Annotated in this window: 13 protein-coding genes; 10 read left to right on the forward strand and 3 right to left on the reverse strand. The window is 72.1% G+C overall.

The window, feature by feature from the left end; all coding sequences use genetic code 11:
- The first annotated feature begins 311 nt into the window (after window positions 1-311).
- Together RF640_RS07425 and RF640_RS07430 are read left to right on the forward strand one after the other, a co-directional pair.
- Complete coding sequence (locus tag RF640_RS07425; protein WP_031282543.1) at window positions 312-1,982, forward strand: L-lactate permease; 1,671 nt, start codon at window positions 312-314, stop codon at window positions 1,980-1,982.
- A 117-nt stretch (window positions 1,983-2,099) separates the two neighbouring features.
- On the forward strand, window positions 2,100-2,804 hold the full coding sequence (locus RF640_RS07430; RefSeq protein ID WP_368827501.1) for a FadR/GntR family transcriptional regulator: 705 nt from the start codon (window positions 2,100-2,102) through the stop codon (window positions 2,802-2,804).
- A 458-nt stretch (window positions 2,805-3,262) separates the two neighbouring features.
- Here RF640_RS07430 and RF640_RS07435 read toward each other — a convergent pair whose 3' ends face one another.
- On the reverse strand, window positions 3,263-3,946 hold the full coding sequence (locus RF640_RS07435) for a response regulator transcription factor (protein ID WP_035928322.1): 684 nt from the start codon (window positions 3,944-3,946) through the stop codon (window positions 3,263-3,265).
- Window positions 3,947-4,165: 219 nt separating this feature from the next.
- Here RF640_RS07435 and RF640_RS07440 point away from each other — a divergent pair, with 219 nt between their 5' ends.
- Genes RF640_RS07440 through RF640_RS07450 form a run of 3 tightly spaced genes read left to right on the forward strand, consistent with a single transcriptional unit; the run spans window position 4,166 to window position 5,910 of the window.
- Window positions 4,166-4,324 (forward strand): hypothetical protein, encoded by a 159-nt coding sequence (locus RF640_RS07440; protein WP_172604378.1) that lies wholly within the window; start codon window positions 4,166-4,168, stop codon window positions 4,322-4,324.
- A 36-nt stretch (window positions 4,325-4,360) separates the two neighbouring features.
- Window positions 4,361-5,572, forward strand: coding sequence for a sensor histidine kinase (locus tag RF640_RS07445; RefSeq protein WP_176337422.1), 1,212 nt, complete (start codon window positions 4,361-4,363; stop codon window positions 5,570-5,572).
- Window positions 5,569-5,910 (forward strand): MGMT family protein, encoded by a 342-nt coding sequence (locus RF640_RS07450; protein ID WP_368827321.1) that lies wholly within the window; start codon window positions 5,569-5,571, stop codon window positions 5,908-5,910. Before RF640_RS07445 ends, RF640_RS07450 begins: the two co-directional genes overlap by 4 nt.
- 14 nt (window positions 5,911-5,924) lie before the next feature.
- Here the strand turns inward: RF640_RS07450 and RF640_RS07455 are convergent, their stop codons facing one another.
- Entirely contained in the window at window positions 5,925-6,905 is a 981-nt protein-coding gene (locus RF640_RS07455) for a phosphoribosylaminoimidazolesuccinocarboxamide synthase (RefSeq protein ID WP_095650393.1), read from the reverse strand.
- Window positions 6,902-8,224 carry a phosphoribosylamine--glycine ligase gene (gene purD, locus RF640_RS07460; protein WP_031282547.1) on the reverse strand — a complete coding sequence of 441 codons (1,323 nt, stop codon included), beginning with the start codon at window positions 8,222-8,224 and terminating at the stop codon, window positions 6,902-6,904. Before purD ends, RF640_RS07455 begins: the two co-directional genes overlap by 4 nt.
- A 106-nt stretch (window positions 8,225-8,330) precedes the next feature.
- Here purD and RF640_RS07465 point away from each other — a divergent pair, with 106 nt between their 5' ends.
- From RF640_RS07465 to purM, 5 genes are read left to right on the forward strand one after another with little or no spacing between them, the layout of a single operon-like run.
- Entirely contained in the window at window positions 8,331-9,362 is a 1,032-nt protein-coding gene (locus tag RF640_RS07465; protein ID WP_035928311.1) for an asparaginase, read from the forward strand.
- A gap of 3 nt (window positions 9,363-9,365) precedes the next feature.
- Window positions 9,366-9,731: a sterol carrier family protein gene (locus tag RF640_RS07470; RefSeq protein WP_272026110.1), complete on the forward strand. Its 366-nt coding sequence runs from the start codon at window positions 9,366-9,368 to the stop codon at window positions 9,729-9,731.
- Window positions 9,732-9,741: 10 nt separating this feature from the next.
- Complete coding sequence (locus RF640_RS07475; RefSeq protein WP_368827324.1) at window positions 9,742-10,176, forward strand: hypothetical protein; 435 nt, start codon at window positions 9,742-9,744, stop codon at window positions 10,174-10,176.
- Between the two features lie 5 nt (window positions 10,177-10,181).
- Entirely contained in the window at window positions 10,182-11,963 is a 1,782-nt protein-coding gene (gene purF, locus RF640_RS07480; RefSeq protein ID WP_272026113.1) for an amidophosphoribosyltransferase, read from the forward strand.
- A gap of 1 nt (window position 11,964) precedes the next feature.
- On the forward strand, window positions 11,965-13,122 hold the full coding sequence (gene purM, locus RF640_RS07485; RefSeq protein ID WP_368827326.1) for a phosphoribosylformylglycinamidine cyclo-ligase: 1,158 nt from the start codon (window positions 11,965-11,967) through the stop codon (window positions 13,120-13,122).
- Window positions 13,123-13,149 lie beyond the last annotated feature (27 nt).

Here is a 13,149-nt window from a genome sequence, read left to right on the forward strand (position 1 = left end):
CAGCGCGACCCGCGGATACATCGCGTCCACGATGCACGTGGCGAACAGGGCGATTCTCATGCGACCTCCGGAGTCGGGAGCGGGAAGACGGGACGACGACGCCGGGCCGCCTGTGGTCTGACCATGCTAGACCGGTGAACCCCGTCACACAATCGACCGGCGCAACGATCGCGCTACCTCGGGAGAGCGGTTGGCCGTGTGACGTGGCTCATGTACTCTTCGTGGTCAGACCATTGTGGTCCGACCATAGCCGTGACGCGTTCCCCGTCGGCCACGCACCGTTCCGTCCGTCCCCGTCCCTGGGAGTCCGAGTGACCACCTTTACCGCGATGACCGATGCCGTCGGCGGGAGCGTCGCGCTCTCCGCCCTCGTCGGCACCATCCCTCTGCTCACGTTCTTCGTCATGCTGCTGGGCGTCAAGGCCCGCGCCCACGTCTCGGGCGCCACCGCGCTGCTGGCGGCGATCGTCGTCGCCGTCCTGGCCTTCGGCATGCCGCTCTCCCTCACACTGCTCTCCGCCACCCAGGGCGCGGTCTACGGCCTGTTCCCCATCGTGTGGATCGTGGTCATGGCGCTGTGGTTCTACCAGGTGACCGTCCTCAGCGGCCGCTTCGAGGACCTGCGAACCATCTTCGACACCATCGGCGGCGGGGACCTGCGCATCCAGGCCGTGCTCATCGCGTTCTGCTTCGGCGGCCTGCTCGAGGCCCTCGCCGGCTTCGGCGCGCCCGTCGCGATCACCGCGACCATGATCCTGGCGCTGGGGCTCAAGCCCCTGAAGACGGCCACCGTGGTGCTCATCGCCAACACCGCGCCCGTGGCGTTCGGCGCGATCGCCATCCCGATCACCACCGCCGGCGTGCTGACCGGCCTGGATCCCGCGCGGATCGGCGCGGTCGTCGGCCACCAGGCGCCGTTCTTCGCGGTCATGGTGCCGTTCATCCTGCTGTTCATCATCGACGGCGTGCGCGGGCTCAAGGAGGCGTGGCTGGCCGCGCTGGTCATCGGCGTCTCCTTCGCGGTCGCCCAGTGGTGGTGCGCCACGTACTTCTCCTACGAGCTCACCGACGTGGTTGCCTCCCTCACCGGCCTGGCCGCCGCGGTGATCCTCCTGCGCTTCTGGCGCCCCAAGGGCGCCGACGCCGTCCGCACCCGCCTCGGCGTGGAGAAGCCTCCCGCGCCCGAGGGGCTGACCCCGGCACGCGTGTGGATGGCCGTGCTGCCCTACGTCCTGGTGGTTGCGGTCTTCGGCCTGGCCAAGCTGTGGACCCTCGGCGTGAGCATCCCGGGGGCCCTGGCCGCCACCGACATCTCCATCCCCTGGCCGGGCCTGCACGGGCACCTCCTCAACGCAGCCGGCGAGCCGGTCACGAGCACCATCTACAAGTTCCAGTGGCTCTCCAGCCCGGGCACGCTGCTGCTGATCACAGGCCTGCTCGTCGCCGTCATCTACTCGGTGTTCCACGGCAACGGCCGCTTCCGGCTCTCGGTGGGCAACGCCGTGGCGGAGATCGGGCGCTCGTTCTGGAAGATGCGCTTCTCCGCCCTGACCATCATGAGCGTGCTCTCCCTGGCCTACGTCATGAACACGTCCGGCCAGACCATCTCGATCGGCACCTGGGTGGCCGGTCTGGGCGCGGCCTTCGCGTTCCTCTCCCCCGTGCTCGGCTGGCTGGGCACCGCGGTCACCGGCTCCGACACCTCCGCCAACGCGCTGTTCTCCAACCTCCAGAAGACCGCCGCCGAGGGCACCGGCCTCGATCCGCACCTCATGACGGCGGCGAACACCTCCGGCGGCGTGGTGGGCAAGATGATCTCGCCGCAGTCCCTGGCCATCGCCGCGACCGCGGTGGGCATGGAGGGCAAGGAGTCCGCCATCTTCCGCTCGGTCATCTGGTGGTCCCTCGGCCTGCTCCTGCTGCTGTGCACCCTGGTGTTCCTGCAGTCCAACGTGCTGGCCTGGATGCTCCCGACCTCCTGAGCACAACGCCCCGGGGCCCCGCTGGACCGATCGGTCCGGCGGGGCCCCGCCGCCTCCCTAGACTGGTCCGCGTCCCGCCCACCCTCTGAGGAGCCCCCCGTGCCCGCAGCCGCACGCATGTACACCGTCGTCCTCGACTGGCTCGAGGAGCGCCTGCGCACGGGCGAGATCTCGGTGGGCGACAAGCTGCCCGGGGAGCGCCACCTGGCCGAGGAGTTCGGCATCTCCCGCGCCTCGGTGCGGGAGGCGATCCGGATCCTCGACGCCATGGGACTGGTCCGCTCGTCGACCGGGTCCGGGCCGAACGCGGGGGCGATCGTCATCGCGGAGCCCTCGGCCGCGCTCGGGTGGGCGCTGCGGATGCACGTGGCCAACCGGTCGCTGCCGGTGCGGGACCTCGTGCAGACCCGGCTGCTGCTCGAGACCCAGTCCGCCCGCGAGGCGGCCGCCGCGGCGGAGACCCCGTGGCGGGCGGCGGTGCTCGGGCGCGCCGCGGAGCTCGTGGCCGCCATGGAGGACCCGGACCTGCCGGACGAGCACTTCCACGCCCACGACGCGCAGTTCCACATCCTGCTCGCCTCCCTGGCCGGCAACGTGGTGGTCGAGACGATCATGACCTCACTGCGCCAGGCCACCATCGGGTACGTGCAGGAGACCGTCGCCGGTCTGGACGACTGGCCGCAGGTGCGCCGCACCCTGCAGGAGCAGCACCGAGAAATCCTGCGCGCCTTCCAGGAGCGCCGGGGCGAGGACGCCGCCGCCGCACTGCGGGAGCACATCACCTGGTTCTTCGGCCACAGCGTCGCCGCTCAGGAGGGGTAGGGCCGGCGGGCGTGACCGGACGACCCTGAGGGCTCCGACCCCCGGGCCCGGCGGAACGACCCGGCAGAGGCCCCGGACGCACGAGAACGGCCCCACCGGTTCCGGTGGGGCCGTTCTCGTCTGCCAGGTCTGCGGAGCAGATGTTGCACGGTAGGGGGCCATCGGCCGAGGGGGGGTGCAAGGTGATCCAGGCCTTGCGCGGCCACATCCCGGGTCCAGGGGGGACTGTCCCGGGGCGGCCCCCTACCGTGAGCAGGTCGGTGGACCATCCGGTCCGGGGCTCGGCCTCATGGGGGGTTGGGCCGTGCGCCGTAGGGATGTCTCTCACTCATCCACCGACTTTTCTTCTCTGCTCGCACTGATCACTATGCCGGGTTTGCTAATGCAGATGAATGCACTTTCGTCTACAACTTTCCTGGACTTCCGTCCGGACCGGGACTGCGGACGGGGCCCCAGACTCAGAGATCGCGCAGCTGCGGATCGACGAGCCCGCTCTGGTACGCCTTGATCAGCGCCTGCACCCGGTCGCGGACGCCGAACTTCTCACAGACCCGCCCGAGGTAGGCCTTCACGCTGCCCTCGGAGACGTGCATCTGCTCGGCGATCTCCCGGTTGCTCAGCCCTTGCGCCAGGAGCGTCACGGTCTCCATCTCCCGGTCGGTCAGCAGGGAGCGCAGGCCGCTGTCCGCCGACCGCGCCGGCTGCTGCTGGTCCGGCACGGAGATGACGTTGTCCGCGAGCGCGCGGGCGATCGCCGGGGAGAGAGCGATCTCGTCGTTGAGCACCTGGTTCACGGCGTCGATGATCTCGTCCGGACGGGCGTCCTTGACGAGATAGCCGGCCGCGCCGGCCCGGAGGGCGGGCACCACGAACTCCAGCGTGGAGAACGTGGTGAGGGCCAGCACCTTGGAGCGGGGACTGCGCGAGGTGATCTCCCGGGTGGCCTCGATCCCGTCCATCACGGGCATCTTCATGTCCATCAGCACCACATCCGGGTCGATGGCCAGACATCGGTCCACGGCCTCGCGTCCGTTGGAGGCGGTGCCGATCACCTCGAAACCGGGCTCGGCCGAGAAGAAGGACTTCAGGGCCTCCAGCATCAACGGCTGGTCGTCCACGACAAGCACTCTGCAATCAGTCACTCGCACAGTCTATTTTTCGATGTCCCCCAAAGTGCAACACGTCATATTCGACAAAAGTCACAAATGGTCTGGACAAAGGTCGATAGGCTCGTCCGGTTAACGTTGGCAAAATGGAAACTACCAGGGCAGCACACCCCCCTCGCGACTGGGAGATCTCTCCCCCCACCCCGGCCGCAACCCCCCGATCCGGTGCTGTCCTCGTGATCCAAGGAGCCCCCCATGTCCAAGAAGAAGCTTGCCACCGCTGTTGCCTCTGCCGCCCTCGCCGCGTCCTTCATCGTCGGCCCCGTGGCCCCCGCGAACGCCGGCGCGATGGTCCAGACCCCCCAGTTCAGCCGTTACGTGTGGTGCAACTGGTGGTCCTCCTTCTGCCGGTGAGCTAGACCTATGGGTGTGACTGATGTAATTGCACCCATGCGCCGACCACCACGCACCACCGGACCCACGTCGTTCTTCGACGCCGAGCCTGTCGCTCGCTGGTTGTGCGTGGTGATCATTCTTTGCGCGGTGGTCTGGTTCGCCGCGGACATCAGGGCCCTGGCCGAACAGTTCCGAGAGGGCGAACTGGTCGACGTCTGGTACGCGGTGAACGCGATCCTGACGTACGGCGCGCTCGCGATGGTCGCCTGGCGGAGCACCTGGGCGTCGATCTTCTCCGGAAGCTGTCTCCTGCTGTCCTTGATCCTGGGCGACTACGGCTCGGTCAACACAGCGGTGGTCGTGGTGACCATCGCCGTCCTGGCCACCGCTACGACAGCCTTCGTGAAGGCTCACCTGATCATCTACGCGGTGTGGGTCCTGATGGCCTGGTGGCGACGTCCGGATCAGCCCTCGGTCTTCTGGGGGCTGGTTGCCGTCCTGCTCGTCTCCTTCCTCGTCGGCGCGGCCCTCCGCTACTTCAGCCAGCAGCGGCGGCGCAACGAGCAGCAGGTCCGGGACCTAGAGATTCTCAACGAGCGGCTCCGGGAGGCCGAGCGGAGGGCGCTGGCGCGCGACCTGCACGACGTCGTCGCCCACGAGCTCACCCTCATCACCATGCAGACCATGAGCCGGCGCCGCTCCGGGAACGTCGGCGAGCTGCACCGAGTCCTCGAGACCGTGGAGGACGCCGCCCGCTCGGCACTGCACGAGCTGCGCGTGATGCTCCGATTGCTGCGCGACGAGAACGACGGGGAGCACCCCCGGGACGTCACGGGCGCCGGCCTGGCCATCGGCAGCCTGGAGCACGTGGTCACGTCCCTCGCGGCCAGCCTGCGGGACCTGCGCTTCGAGCCGGAGGTGGTCATCACGGGCGATCTCGAAGCCATGCCCACCACCGTGCGCGGCACGGCCGCCCGCATCCTGCAGGAGGCGGTCACGAACATCATCAAATACGCCCCGGCCGGGTCCCGCTGCCGGATCGAGGTGACGGCGGACGAGCACGAGCTGTGCCTGCGCGTGGCGAATCCCCTGCCGCGCAGCACCCAGCGCACGGGCGCCCACTCCTCGGAGATGTCCTCGGGACTCGGCCTGCGCGGCATCGCGGAGCGCGTCTCCCTGCTGGGCGGCCACGCCGAGAGCGGTTCCGCGGACGGACAGTGGGTCCTCGACGTGTGCCTGCCGGTGGACGGCCGGGACGCCCTGTGAGCCGCCGGGCCGAGCCGGACCCCGGCCTGGCCCGGCGCGTGGCGGACGTCGTGGCCGCCATCCCGCCGGGCCGGGTGCTGTCCTACCGGGACGTCGCGGAGCTCGCGGAGTGCCGCTCCGCACGCCTCGTGGGCACGCTCATGGCCCGCAACCCCACCGGCGAGGACCTCCCGTGGTGGCGGGTGGTCACCGTGCAGGGCACCCTCGCGGACCACCTGCAGGCCGAGGCCCGGGACCGGTACCGCGAGGAGGGCACTCCCCTGCGGGAGGACGACCGGCACCTCGTGCGCGTGGACATGGGCCGCGCCCTGTGGACGCCCGACTCCCCCGGCGCCTGACGCCGCCCCCGCCGTCAGTACTCGAGCGGGCCGGCCACCTCGAAGAAGTTGCCGTCCGGGTCGAAGGTGCGGCCGGTGAGCCGCTCGAACGCCTCGACGTAGCGCGCGCGGGTCCGCTCCACCACCTGCTCCGGCAGCGGGGGCACGGGGCCGGTCCCGTTCCAGCCGGACTCGTCCGAGCGCAGCCAGTCCCGCACGTACTGCTTGTCGAACGAGGGCTGGGCCTTGCCGGGCTCGTAGGTCTCGGCGTCCCAGAAGCGGGAGGAGTCCGGGGTGAGGACCTCGTCCCCGAGGGTGATCGCCCCGCGGTAGGAGTCCAGGCCGAACTCCACCTTGGTGTCCGCCACGATGATCCCCCGCTCGCGGGCGATCCGCTCGGCGGCGGTGTAGATCTCCAGGGTCAGCTCGCGCAGCCGGTCCGCCACCGCGTGGCCCACGCCGTCGGCCATCTCCTGGAAGGTGATGGGGAGGTCGTGCTCGCCCACCTCCGCCTTGCCGGTCGGGGTGAAGATCGGCTCGGCGAGCCGGGAGCCGTCCACGAGCCCCGGGGGCAGCTCGATCCCGCAGACCTCACCGGTCTCCCGGTAGTCCTTGAGGCCGGAACCGGTCAGATAGCCGCGCGCGATGCACTCGACGGGGAACATCGACAGGTTCTTGCAGACGACGGCCCGCCCCCGGACGGACTCGTGCACGTCGGTCGACAGGACGTGGTTGGGCACGGCCGCGAGCTGCTCGAACCACCACAGGGACAGCTGCGTCAGGATCTTGCCCTTGTCCGGGATCTCCGTGGGGAGGATCTCGTCGAAGGCGCTGATCCGGTCGGTGGCCAGCACCAGGACCGAGCCGGCCCGGTACTCGGCGTCGTCGTAGATGGCCACGCCCGTCGCCCGCAGCCGCGACTCGTCGGGGACGTAGAGCTCCCGGACCTTGCCCGAGTAGATGTGCCTCCACCCGGGGATCTCGGGTGGGGTGGTGACGGTGCCCTGCTCGCTCATGCCTGCTCCTGACGGGGACGGGGGGCGGACGCGCCGGGAACGGTGACCAGCCCCCGGGCGGCCTTCAGCGCGATGTCGGTGCGGTGCTGCGAGCCCTCGAGCGCCACGAGCCCCACGCCCCGGTAGGCGCGCTCGCGGGCGTCGTCGAGGTCCGCGCCGAGGGCCACGACGGCGAGCACCCGCCCGCCGGCGGAGACGATCCGCCCGGCGTGCTCGCCCTCCGGGGCCACCGCGGTGCCGGCGTGGACCACGTGCACGCCCTCGAGCGCCTCGGCGTCCTCCAGCCCGCCGATCGGGTCGCCCTTCCGGGGGCTGTCCGGGTAGTCCTGCGCGGCGACGACCACCGCGACGGCCGTCTCGGGCCGCCAGCGCAGCCGCTCGGCCTCGTCGAGGCGCCCGGCGGCGGCGTCGTGCAGCAGCCGCCCGAGCGGGGTGGTGAGCCGGGCCAGCACGGCCTGGGTCTCGGGGTCCCCGAACCGGGCGTTGAACTCGATGACCCGCAGACCGCGGGTCGTCACGGCCAGCCCGCAGTACAGCACGCCCACGAACGGGGTGCCGCGGCGGCGCATCTCGTCGACCGTGGGGCGGGCCACCCGCTCCACGACCTCCTCCACGAAGCCCTGCGGCAGCCACGGCAGCGGCGTGTAGGCGCCCATCCCGCCGGTGTTGGGGCCCTCGTCGTCGTCGTGGATCCGCTTGAAGTCCTGCGCGGGGCTCAGGGGGATCACGCGGGAGCCGTCGGTCAGCACGAACAGGGACACCTCGGGCCCGTCCAGGAACTCCTCGATCACCACGCTCCCACCCGCGGCGAAGCAGGCGGCCGCGTGCTCGAGCGCCTCCGCGCGGTCGGCGGTGACGACCACGCCCTTGCCGGCGGCGAGCCCGTCGTCCTTGACCACGTAGGGGGCGCCGAAGGTGTCGAGGGCGTCGGCGGCCTCCTCCTCCGTGGTCGCGACCCGCGCCATCGCGGTGGGCACCCCCGCGGAGGCCATGACCTCCTTGGCGAACGCCTTGGAGCCCTCGAGCCGCGCCGCGGCCCGCGAGGGACCGAAGACGAGGAAGCCGGCCTCGCGCAGGGCGTCGGCCACCCCGGCCACCAGCGGGGCCTCGGGGCCGACGACGACGAGGTCCACCGCGAGCTCGCGCGCCAGCGCGGTGGCCGCGGCGGGGTCGTCGGCGTCCACGGCGTGCACCGGGACGAGCTGCGCGATCCCGGCGTTGCCCGGCGCGCAGTGCACCTGCTCGACCTCGGGATCTGCCAGCAGTGCGCGGATGATTGCGTGTTCGCGGCCTCCGGGGCCCAGTACCAGAACCTTCACGCCCTCAGGCTAGTTGGCGGCACCGGGAAGTGGCACATCGTTCCCGGCATGCGGGCACGGCCCCGGCCCCGCCGGGAATTCCCGTCCCCGCTGACATACTGGGGCGATGCAGACCTTCACCTCGGACCGTGCCGTGGACCTCGCCGTGCTCGAGCGCAGCGGCTTCGTCGAGTCCCGCCACCGCGGCTCCGCCGTGGTCCTGGACCCGGACGGGGCCGTGGCCGTCGAACTGGGCGACATCGGCACCCCGATCTTCCCCCGCTCCACGCTCAAGCCGTTCCAGACCATCGCCGCCATGAAGGCCGGCGTCCCGCTGCGCGGGGCCCAGGTGGCCATCGCCTCCGCGTCCCACATCGGCTCCTTCGAGCAGCTCGACGCCGTGAGCTCGATCCTGACGGCCGCCGGTCTGACCGAGGACGCGCTGCAGTGCCCGCCGGACTGGCCCGAGGACGAGGAGGTCCGCACGGAGCTCGTGCGGGCCGGCCGCGGCAAGAACCGGATCTGCATGAACTGCTCCGGCAAGCACGCCGCGTTCCTGTGGGCCTGCACCGAGAACGACTGGCCCACGGACAGCTACCTGGACCCCGAGCACCCCCTGCAGCGGACGGTGCTGGAGACCGTCGAGGAGTTCTCCGGCGAGCGCGTGGCCCACGTGGGCGTGGACGGGTGCGGCGCCCCCCTCGCGGCGATCTCCCTGACCGGCCTCGCCCGGGCGTACTCGACGCTGGGCCGGGCCGCGGGCAACCTCGACGCCGACGCCCGCGCCGCCACGGTCTCCCAGTGCATGCTCGACTACCCGGAGCTCGTGCACGGGCGGGGCAGGTACAACACCGTGGTCATGGAGGAGCTGGACGTCGTGGCGAAGCTCGGCGCGGAGGGCGTGCTCGCGCTCGGCACCCGCACCGGGTGGTCCGTGGCGCTCAAGGTCCTCGACGGCGGGTCCCGCGCCAACGCGCTCATCGGCCTCGCCCTGCTCGCCCACGCCGGGGCCGTGCCCGCCGCGGCGGCCGCCGCGGTGATCGGGCAGGTGGTGCGCCCGGTCATGGGCGGGTCCCGCCCCGTCGGCCGGCTGCGCCTGGCGGACCCCCTCCTGGAGCTGCTCGGCCCGGAGCTGGTCCGGGCGCTCGGGCAGGACTAGGCCGTGGCCCGCCGCCGCGTCGACCCCGCGGACGGGACCCTGGCCCTGAGCACCTGGCGCGCGGACCCGGACGGCACCCCGCGCCGGACCGTGGCCACCGCCGTGCGCTACACCCTCGAGGAGCTCGCCGAGCGGGTGCCCGGCAACAGCGTGGAGGTGCGCGTCCCGCCCTTCGGCGTCACCCAGTGCGTGGCCGGGCCCCGGCACACCCGCGGGACCCCGCCCAACGTCGTCGAGACCGACGCCCGCACGTGGCTCGGCCTGGTGACGGGTGCCGTGACCTGGCCGGAGGCCGTCGCCTCGGGCGCCGCTGTGGCCTCGGGCACAAGGACCGATCTCGCGGACGCCCTCCCCCTGTTTCCCCGGTAGCCTTGAGGGCATGAGTTCCACTCCCTCCTCCCCCTCGGCGCGCCCGTCCCCGCGGAAGCTCCCGCGCCGGCGCCGCCGGGTGCGGACGGCCGTGCCGCTGGCCGCCTCCGGCAGCCAGCAGATGACCCTGCGCCGCGCCCCGAACATCTGGGCGTTCGTCCTGCTCGGCGGCGTCCTCGGCGCCGTGGTGGGCGTGCTCGTGGGGCTGTCCGGCGGAGGGAGCGCCGAGTTCACCCAGGGGGCCGTGACCCTGTTCATGGTCTCCGTCTGCACGGTCCTGGGCCTGGCGGCCGGCGCCGTCCTGGCCCTCGTGCTGGACCGGGTCTCCGTGGCCCGGGCGCGGGCCGTCACCACCGAGGTCGTGGACGGGGACGACGACGCCCCGTCCGGGGCGCCGGCCGACGCTCCCCGGCCCACCGACCCCCGAAGCTCGAGAGAAGGCTGATCGACGTGGTTCGCCCTGATGGACAACTCAGCCACGACCTGCTCCCCGGAGAGAAGGGCCCCCAGGACGCGTGCGGCGTGTTCGGCGTGTGGGCCCCCGGCGAGGAGGTCGCAAAACTGGCCTACTACGGCCTCTACGCCCTGCAGCACCGCGGCCAGGAGTCGGCCGGCATCGCCGCGAGCGACGGCAACCGCATCGCGGTGTACAAGGACATGGGCCTCGTCTCGCAGGTCTTCGACGAGGCGACCCTCACGACCCTGACCGGGCACCTGGCCGTGGGCCACTGCCGGTACTCCACCACGGGCGGGTCCCACTGGGCCAACGCCCAGCCCACGCTGGGCGCCACCCCGCACGGGACCGTGGCGCTCGCGCACAACGGCAACCTGACCAACTCGGCGGAGCTCTACGAGAAGCTGATCGACAAGTCCGGGTTCCCCTCCCAGGGAGAGATGGCGCAGGGCAACACCACGGACACCGCGCTGGTCACCGCGCTGCTGGCCGAGCACCCGCACGGCTCCCTCGAGGACGCGGCCATGCACCTGCTCCCCCAGCTCGTGGGCTCCTTCTGCCTGGCGTTCATGGACGAGAACGCCCTCTACGCCGCCCGCGACCCGCAGGGCATCCGGCCGCTGGTCCTCGGCCGGCTCGAGCGCGGCTGGGTGGTGGCCTCCGAGACCGCGGCGCTGGACATCGTGGGCGCGTCCCTGGTCCGGGAGATCGAGCCCGGCGAGTTCGTGGTGATCGACGAGCACGGCCTGCGCTCCCAGCGCTTCGCCGAGACCCGCCGCGCCGCGTGCGTGTTCGAGTACGTCTACCTGGCCCGCCCGGACACCACCATCAACGGCCGCTCCGTGTACGAGTCCCGGGTGGAGATGGGCCGCCGGCTCGCCCGGGAGCACGGCATCGACGCGGACCTCGTCATGCCCACCCCGGAGTCCGGGACCCCCGCCGCCATCGGCTACGCGGAGGAGTCCGGCATCCCGTTCGGCAACGGCCTGGTCAAGAACGCCTATGTAGGACGAACGTTCATCCAGCCCTCGGACACCATCCGCCAGCTGGGCATCCGGCTCAAGCTCAACCCCCTGAAGTCCGTGGTGGCGGGCAAGCGGCTCGTGGTCATCGACGACTCGATCGTGCGCGGGAACACCCAGCGGGCCCTCATCCGGATGCTGCGGGAGGCCGGAGCCGCCGAGATCCACGTGCGGATCTCCTCCCCGCCCATCAAGTGGCCCTGCTTCTACGGCATCGACTTCGCCTCCCGCGCGGAGCTGATCGCCAACGGGCTCGGGGTCGAGGAGATCAGGGCGTCCCTGGGCGCCGACTCCCTCGGCTACATCTCCGAGGACGGGATGATCGCGGCCACCCTGCAGGAGCGCGGCGAGCTGTGCACCGCGTGCTTCTCCGGGACGTACCCCACCCGGCTGCCGGACGCCGACAAGCTGGGCAAGAACGTCTTCGAGACCCGCACGCCCGTGGACTCCTCGCCCCGCCGGGCCGCGGGCGGACCGGCCGTGGCGCAGCGGCCGGAGCACGCCTCCGCCGTGTCCATCGACACCCGCCCCTCGGCCACGGACGGCGTCTCCCGCCGGCCCGCCGAGCGCACCAGCATCTCCGACGAGGACCCCGGCGTCCAGGAGACCTCCACCGGGTGCGACCCCGGCCCCGACGCCGACCTCGAGGACCTGATCCTGCCCGAGGACCGGGTCCCCGCCGCCCGCACGACCACGGGGCCCGCCGGTCCCGGATCCCAGCACGCCGCCCAGCCCGAGACCGCGAAGGACGCCTGACATGGCCCAGCCCCCCTCCACGAACCGCACCGTCACCTACGCCAGCGCGGGCGTGGACGTCGAGGCGGGAGACCGCGCCGTCGAGCTCATGAAGAGCGCGGTCAAGGCCACGCACACCCCCAACGTGATCGGCGGGGTCGGCGGGTTCGCGGGACTGTTCGACGTCTCGGAGCTGCTCTCCTACCGCAAGCCCTACCTCGCCACCTCGACCGACGGCGTGGGCACCAAGGTCGCGATCGCCCAGACCCTCGACGTGCACGACACGATCGGCTTCGACCTCGTGGGCATGGTCGTCGACGACATCGTGGTGGTCGGCGCCAAGCCCCTGTTCATGACCGACTACATCGCCACGGGCCGCGTGGTGCCCGAGCGGATCGCGGACATCGTGCGCGGCATCGCCGCGGCCTGCGAGCAGGCCGGGACCGCCCTGGTCGGCGGCGAGACCGCCGAGCACCCGGGTCTGCTGGCCCCGGACGAGTACGACGTGGCGGGGGCCGCCACCGGTGCGGTCGAGGCCGACGAGCTGCTGGGCCCGGACCGCGTGCGCGCCGGCGACGTGGTCATCGGCATGGCCTCCTCCGGCCTGCACTCCAACGGGTACTCCCTGGTCCGCAAGGTCATCAACGTGGCCGGGTGGTCGCTGGACCGGCAGGTCTCGGAGCTCGGCCGCACCCTGGGCGAGGAGCTGCTGGAGCCCACCCGCGTCTACGCCGCCGACGTCCTCGACCTCGCCGCCGCCTTCCCCGTCAACGGCGCGGACCGGACCACGGGCCGCGGTGTCCGCGGCTTCAGCCACGTGACCGGCGGCGGCCTCGCCGCGAACCTCGCCCGGGTGCTCCCCGCCGGGCTCGAAGCCACGGTGGACCGCAGCACCTGGGAGCTGCCCGCGATCTTCCAGCTGATCAGCCAGCTCGGCAACGTCCCCCTCCCCGACCTCGAGCGGACCCTCAACCTCGGCGTGGGCATGGTCGCGATCGTCGACCCGTCGGCGGCCGACGCCGCCGTGGCCCACCTCACGGCCCGGGGCCTGCCCTCGTGGGTCATGGGCACCGTGGACGGGATCGACCCGGACGCGGACCACGGCGGGCCCGACTGGGTGCAGGGCGCCAAGGGCGTGGACGGCGGCGCGGTGCGCATGGTCAACGCCTACACGGGCTGATCCGGCCTGCAGAGCCCCGGAGGAACA

It is taken from the genome of Kocuria sp. CPCC 205231 (genome assembly GCF_040980965.1).
GTDB lineage: Bacteria > Actinomycetota > Actinomycetes > Actinomycetales > Micrococcaceae > Kocuria > Kocuria rosea.

Bases quoted from the DNA above. Each gene is read 5' to 3' on its own strand.
- RF640_RS07430 (WP_368827501.1), top strand. From the start codon at position 2,100: ATGTACACCGTCGTCCTCGACTGGCTCGAGGAGCGCCTGCGCACGGGC.
- RF640_RS07440 (WP_172604378.1), top strand. From the start codon at position 4,166: ATGTCCAAGAAGAAGCTTGCCACCGCTGTTGCCTCTGCCGCCCTCGCC.
- RF640_RS07445 (WP_176337422.1), top strand. From the start codon at position 4,361: ATGCGCCGACCACCACGCACCACCGGACCCACGTCGTTCTTCGACGCC.
- RF640_RS07455 (WP_095650393.1), bottom strand. From the start codon at position 6,905: ATGAGCGAGCAGGGCACCGTCACCACCCCACCCGAGATCCCCGGGTGG.
- RF640_RS07465 (WP_035928311.1), top strand. From the start codon at position 8,331: ATGCAGACCTTCACCTCGGACCGTGCCGTGGACCTCGCCGTGCTCGAG.
- RF640_RS07475 (WP_368827324.1), top strand. From the start codon at position 9,742: ATGAGTTCCACTCCCTCCTCCCCCTCGGCGCGCCCGTCCCCGCGGAAG.
- purM (WP_368827326.1), top strand. From the start codon at position 11,965: ATGGCCCAGCCCCCCTCCACGAACCGCACCGTCACCTACGCCAGCGCG.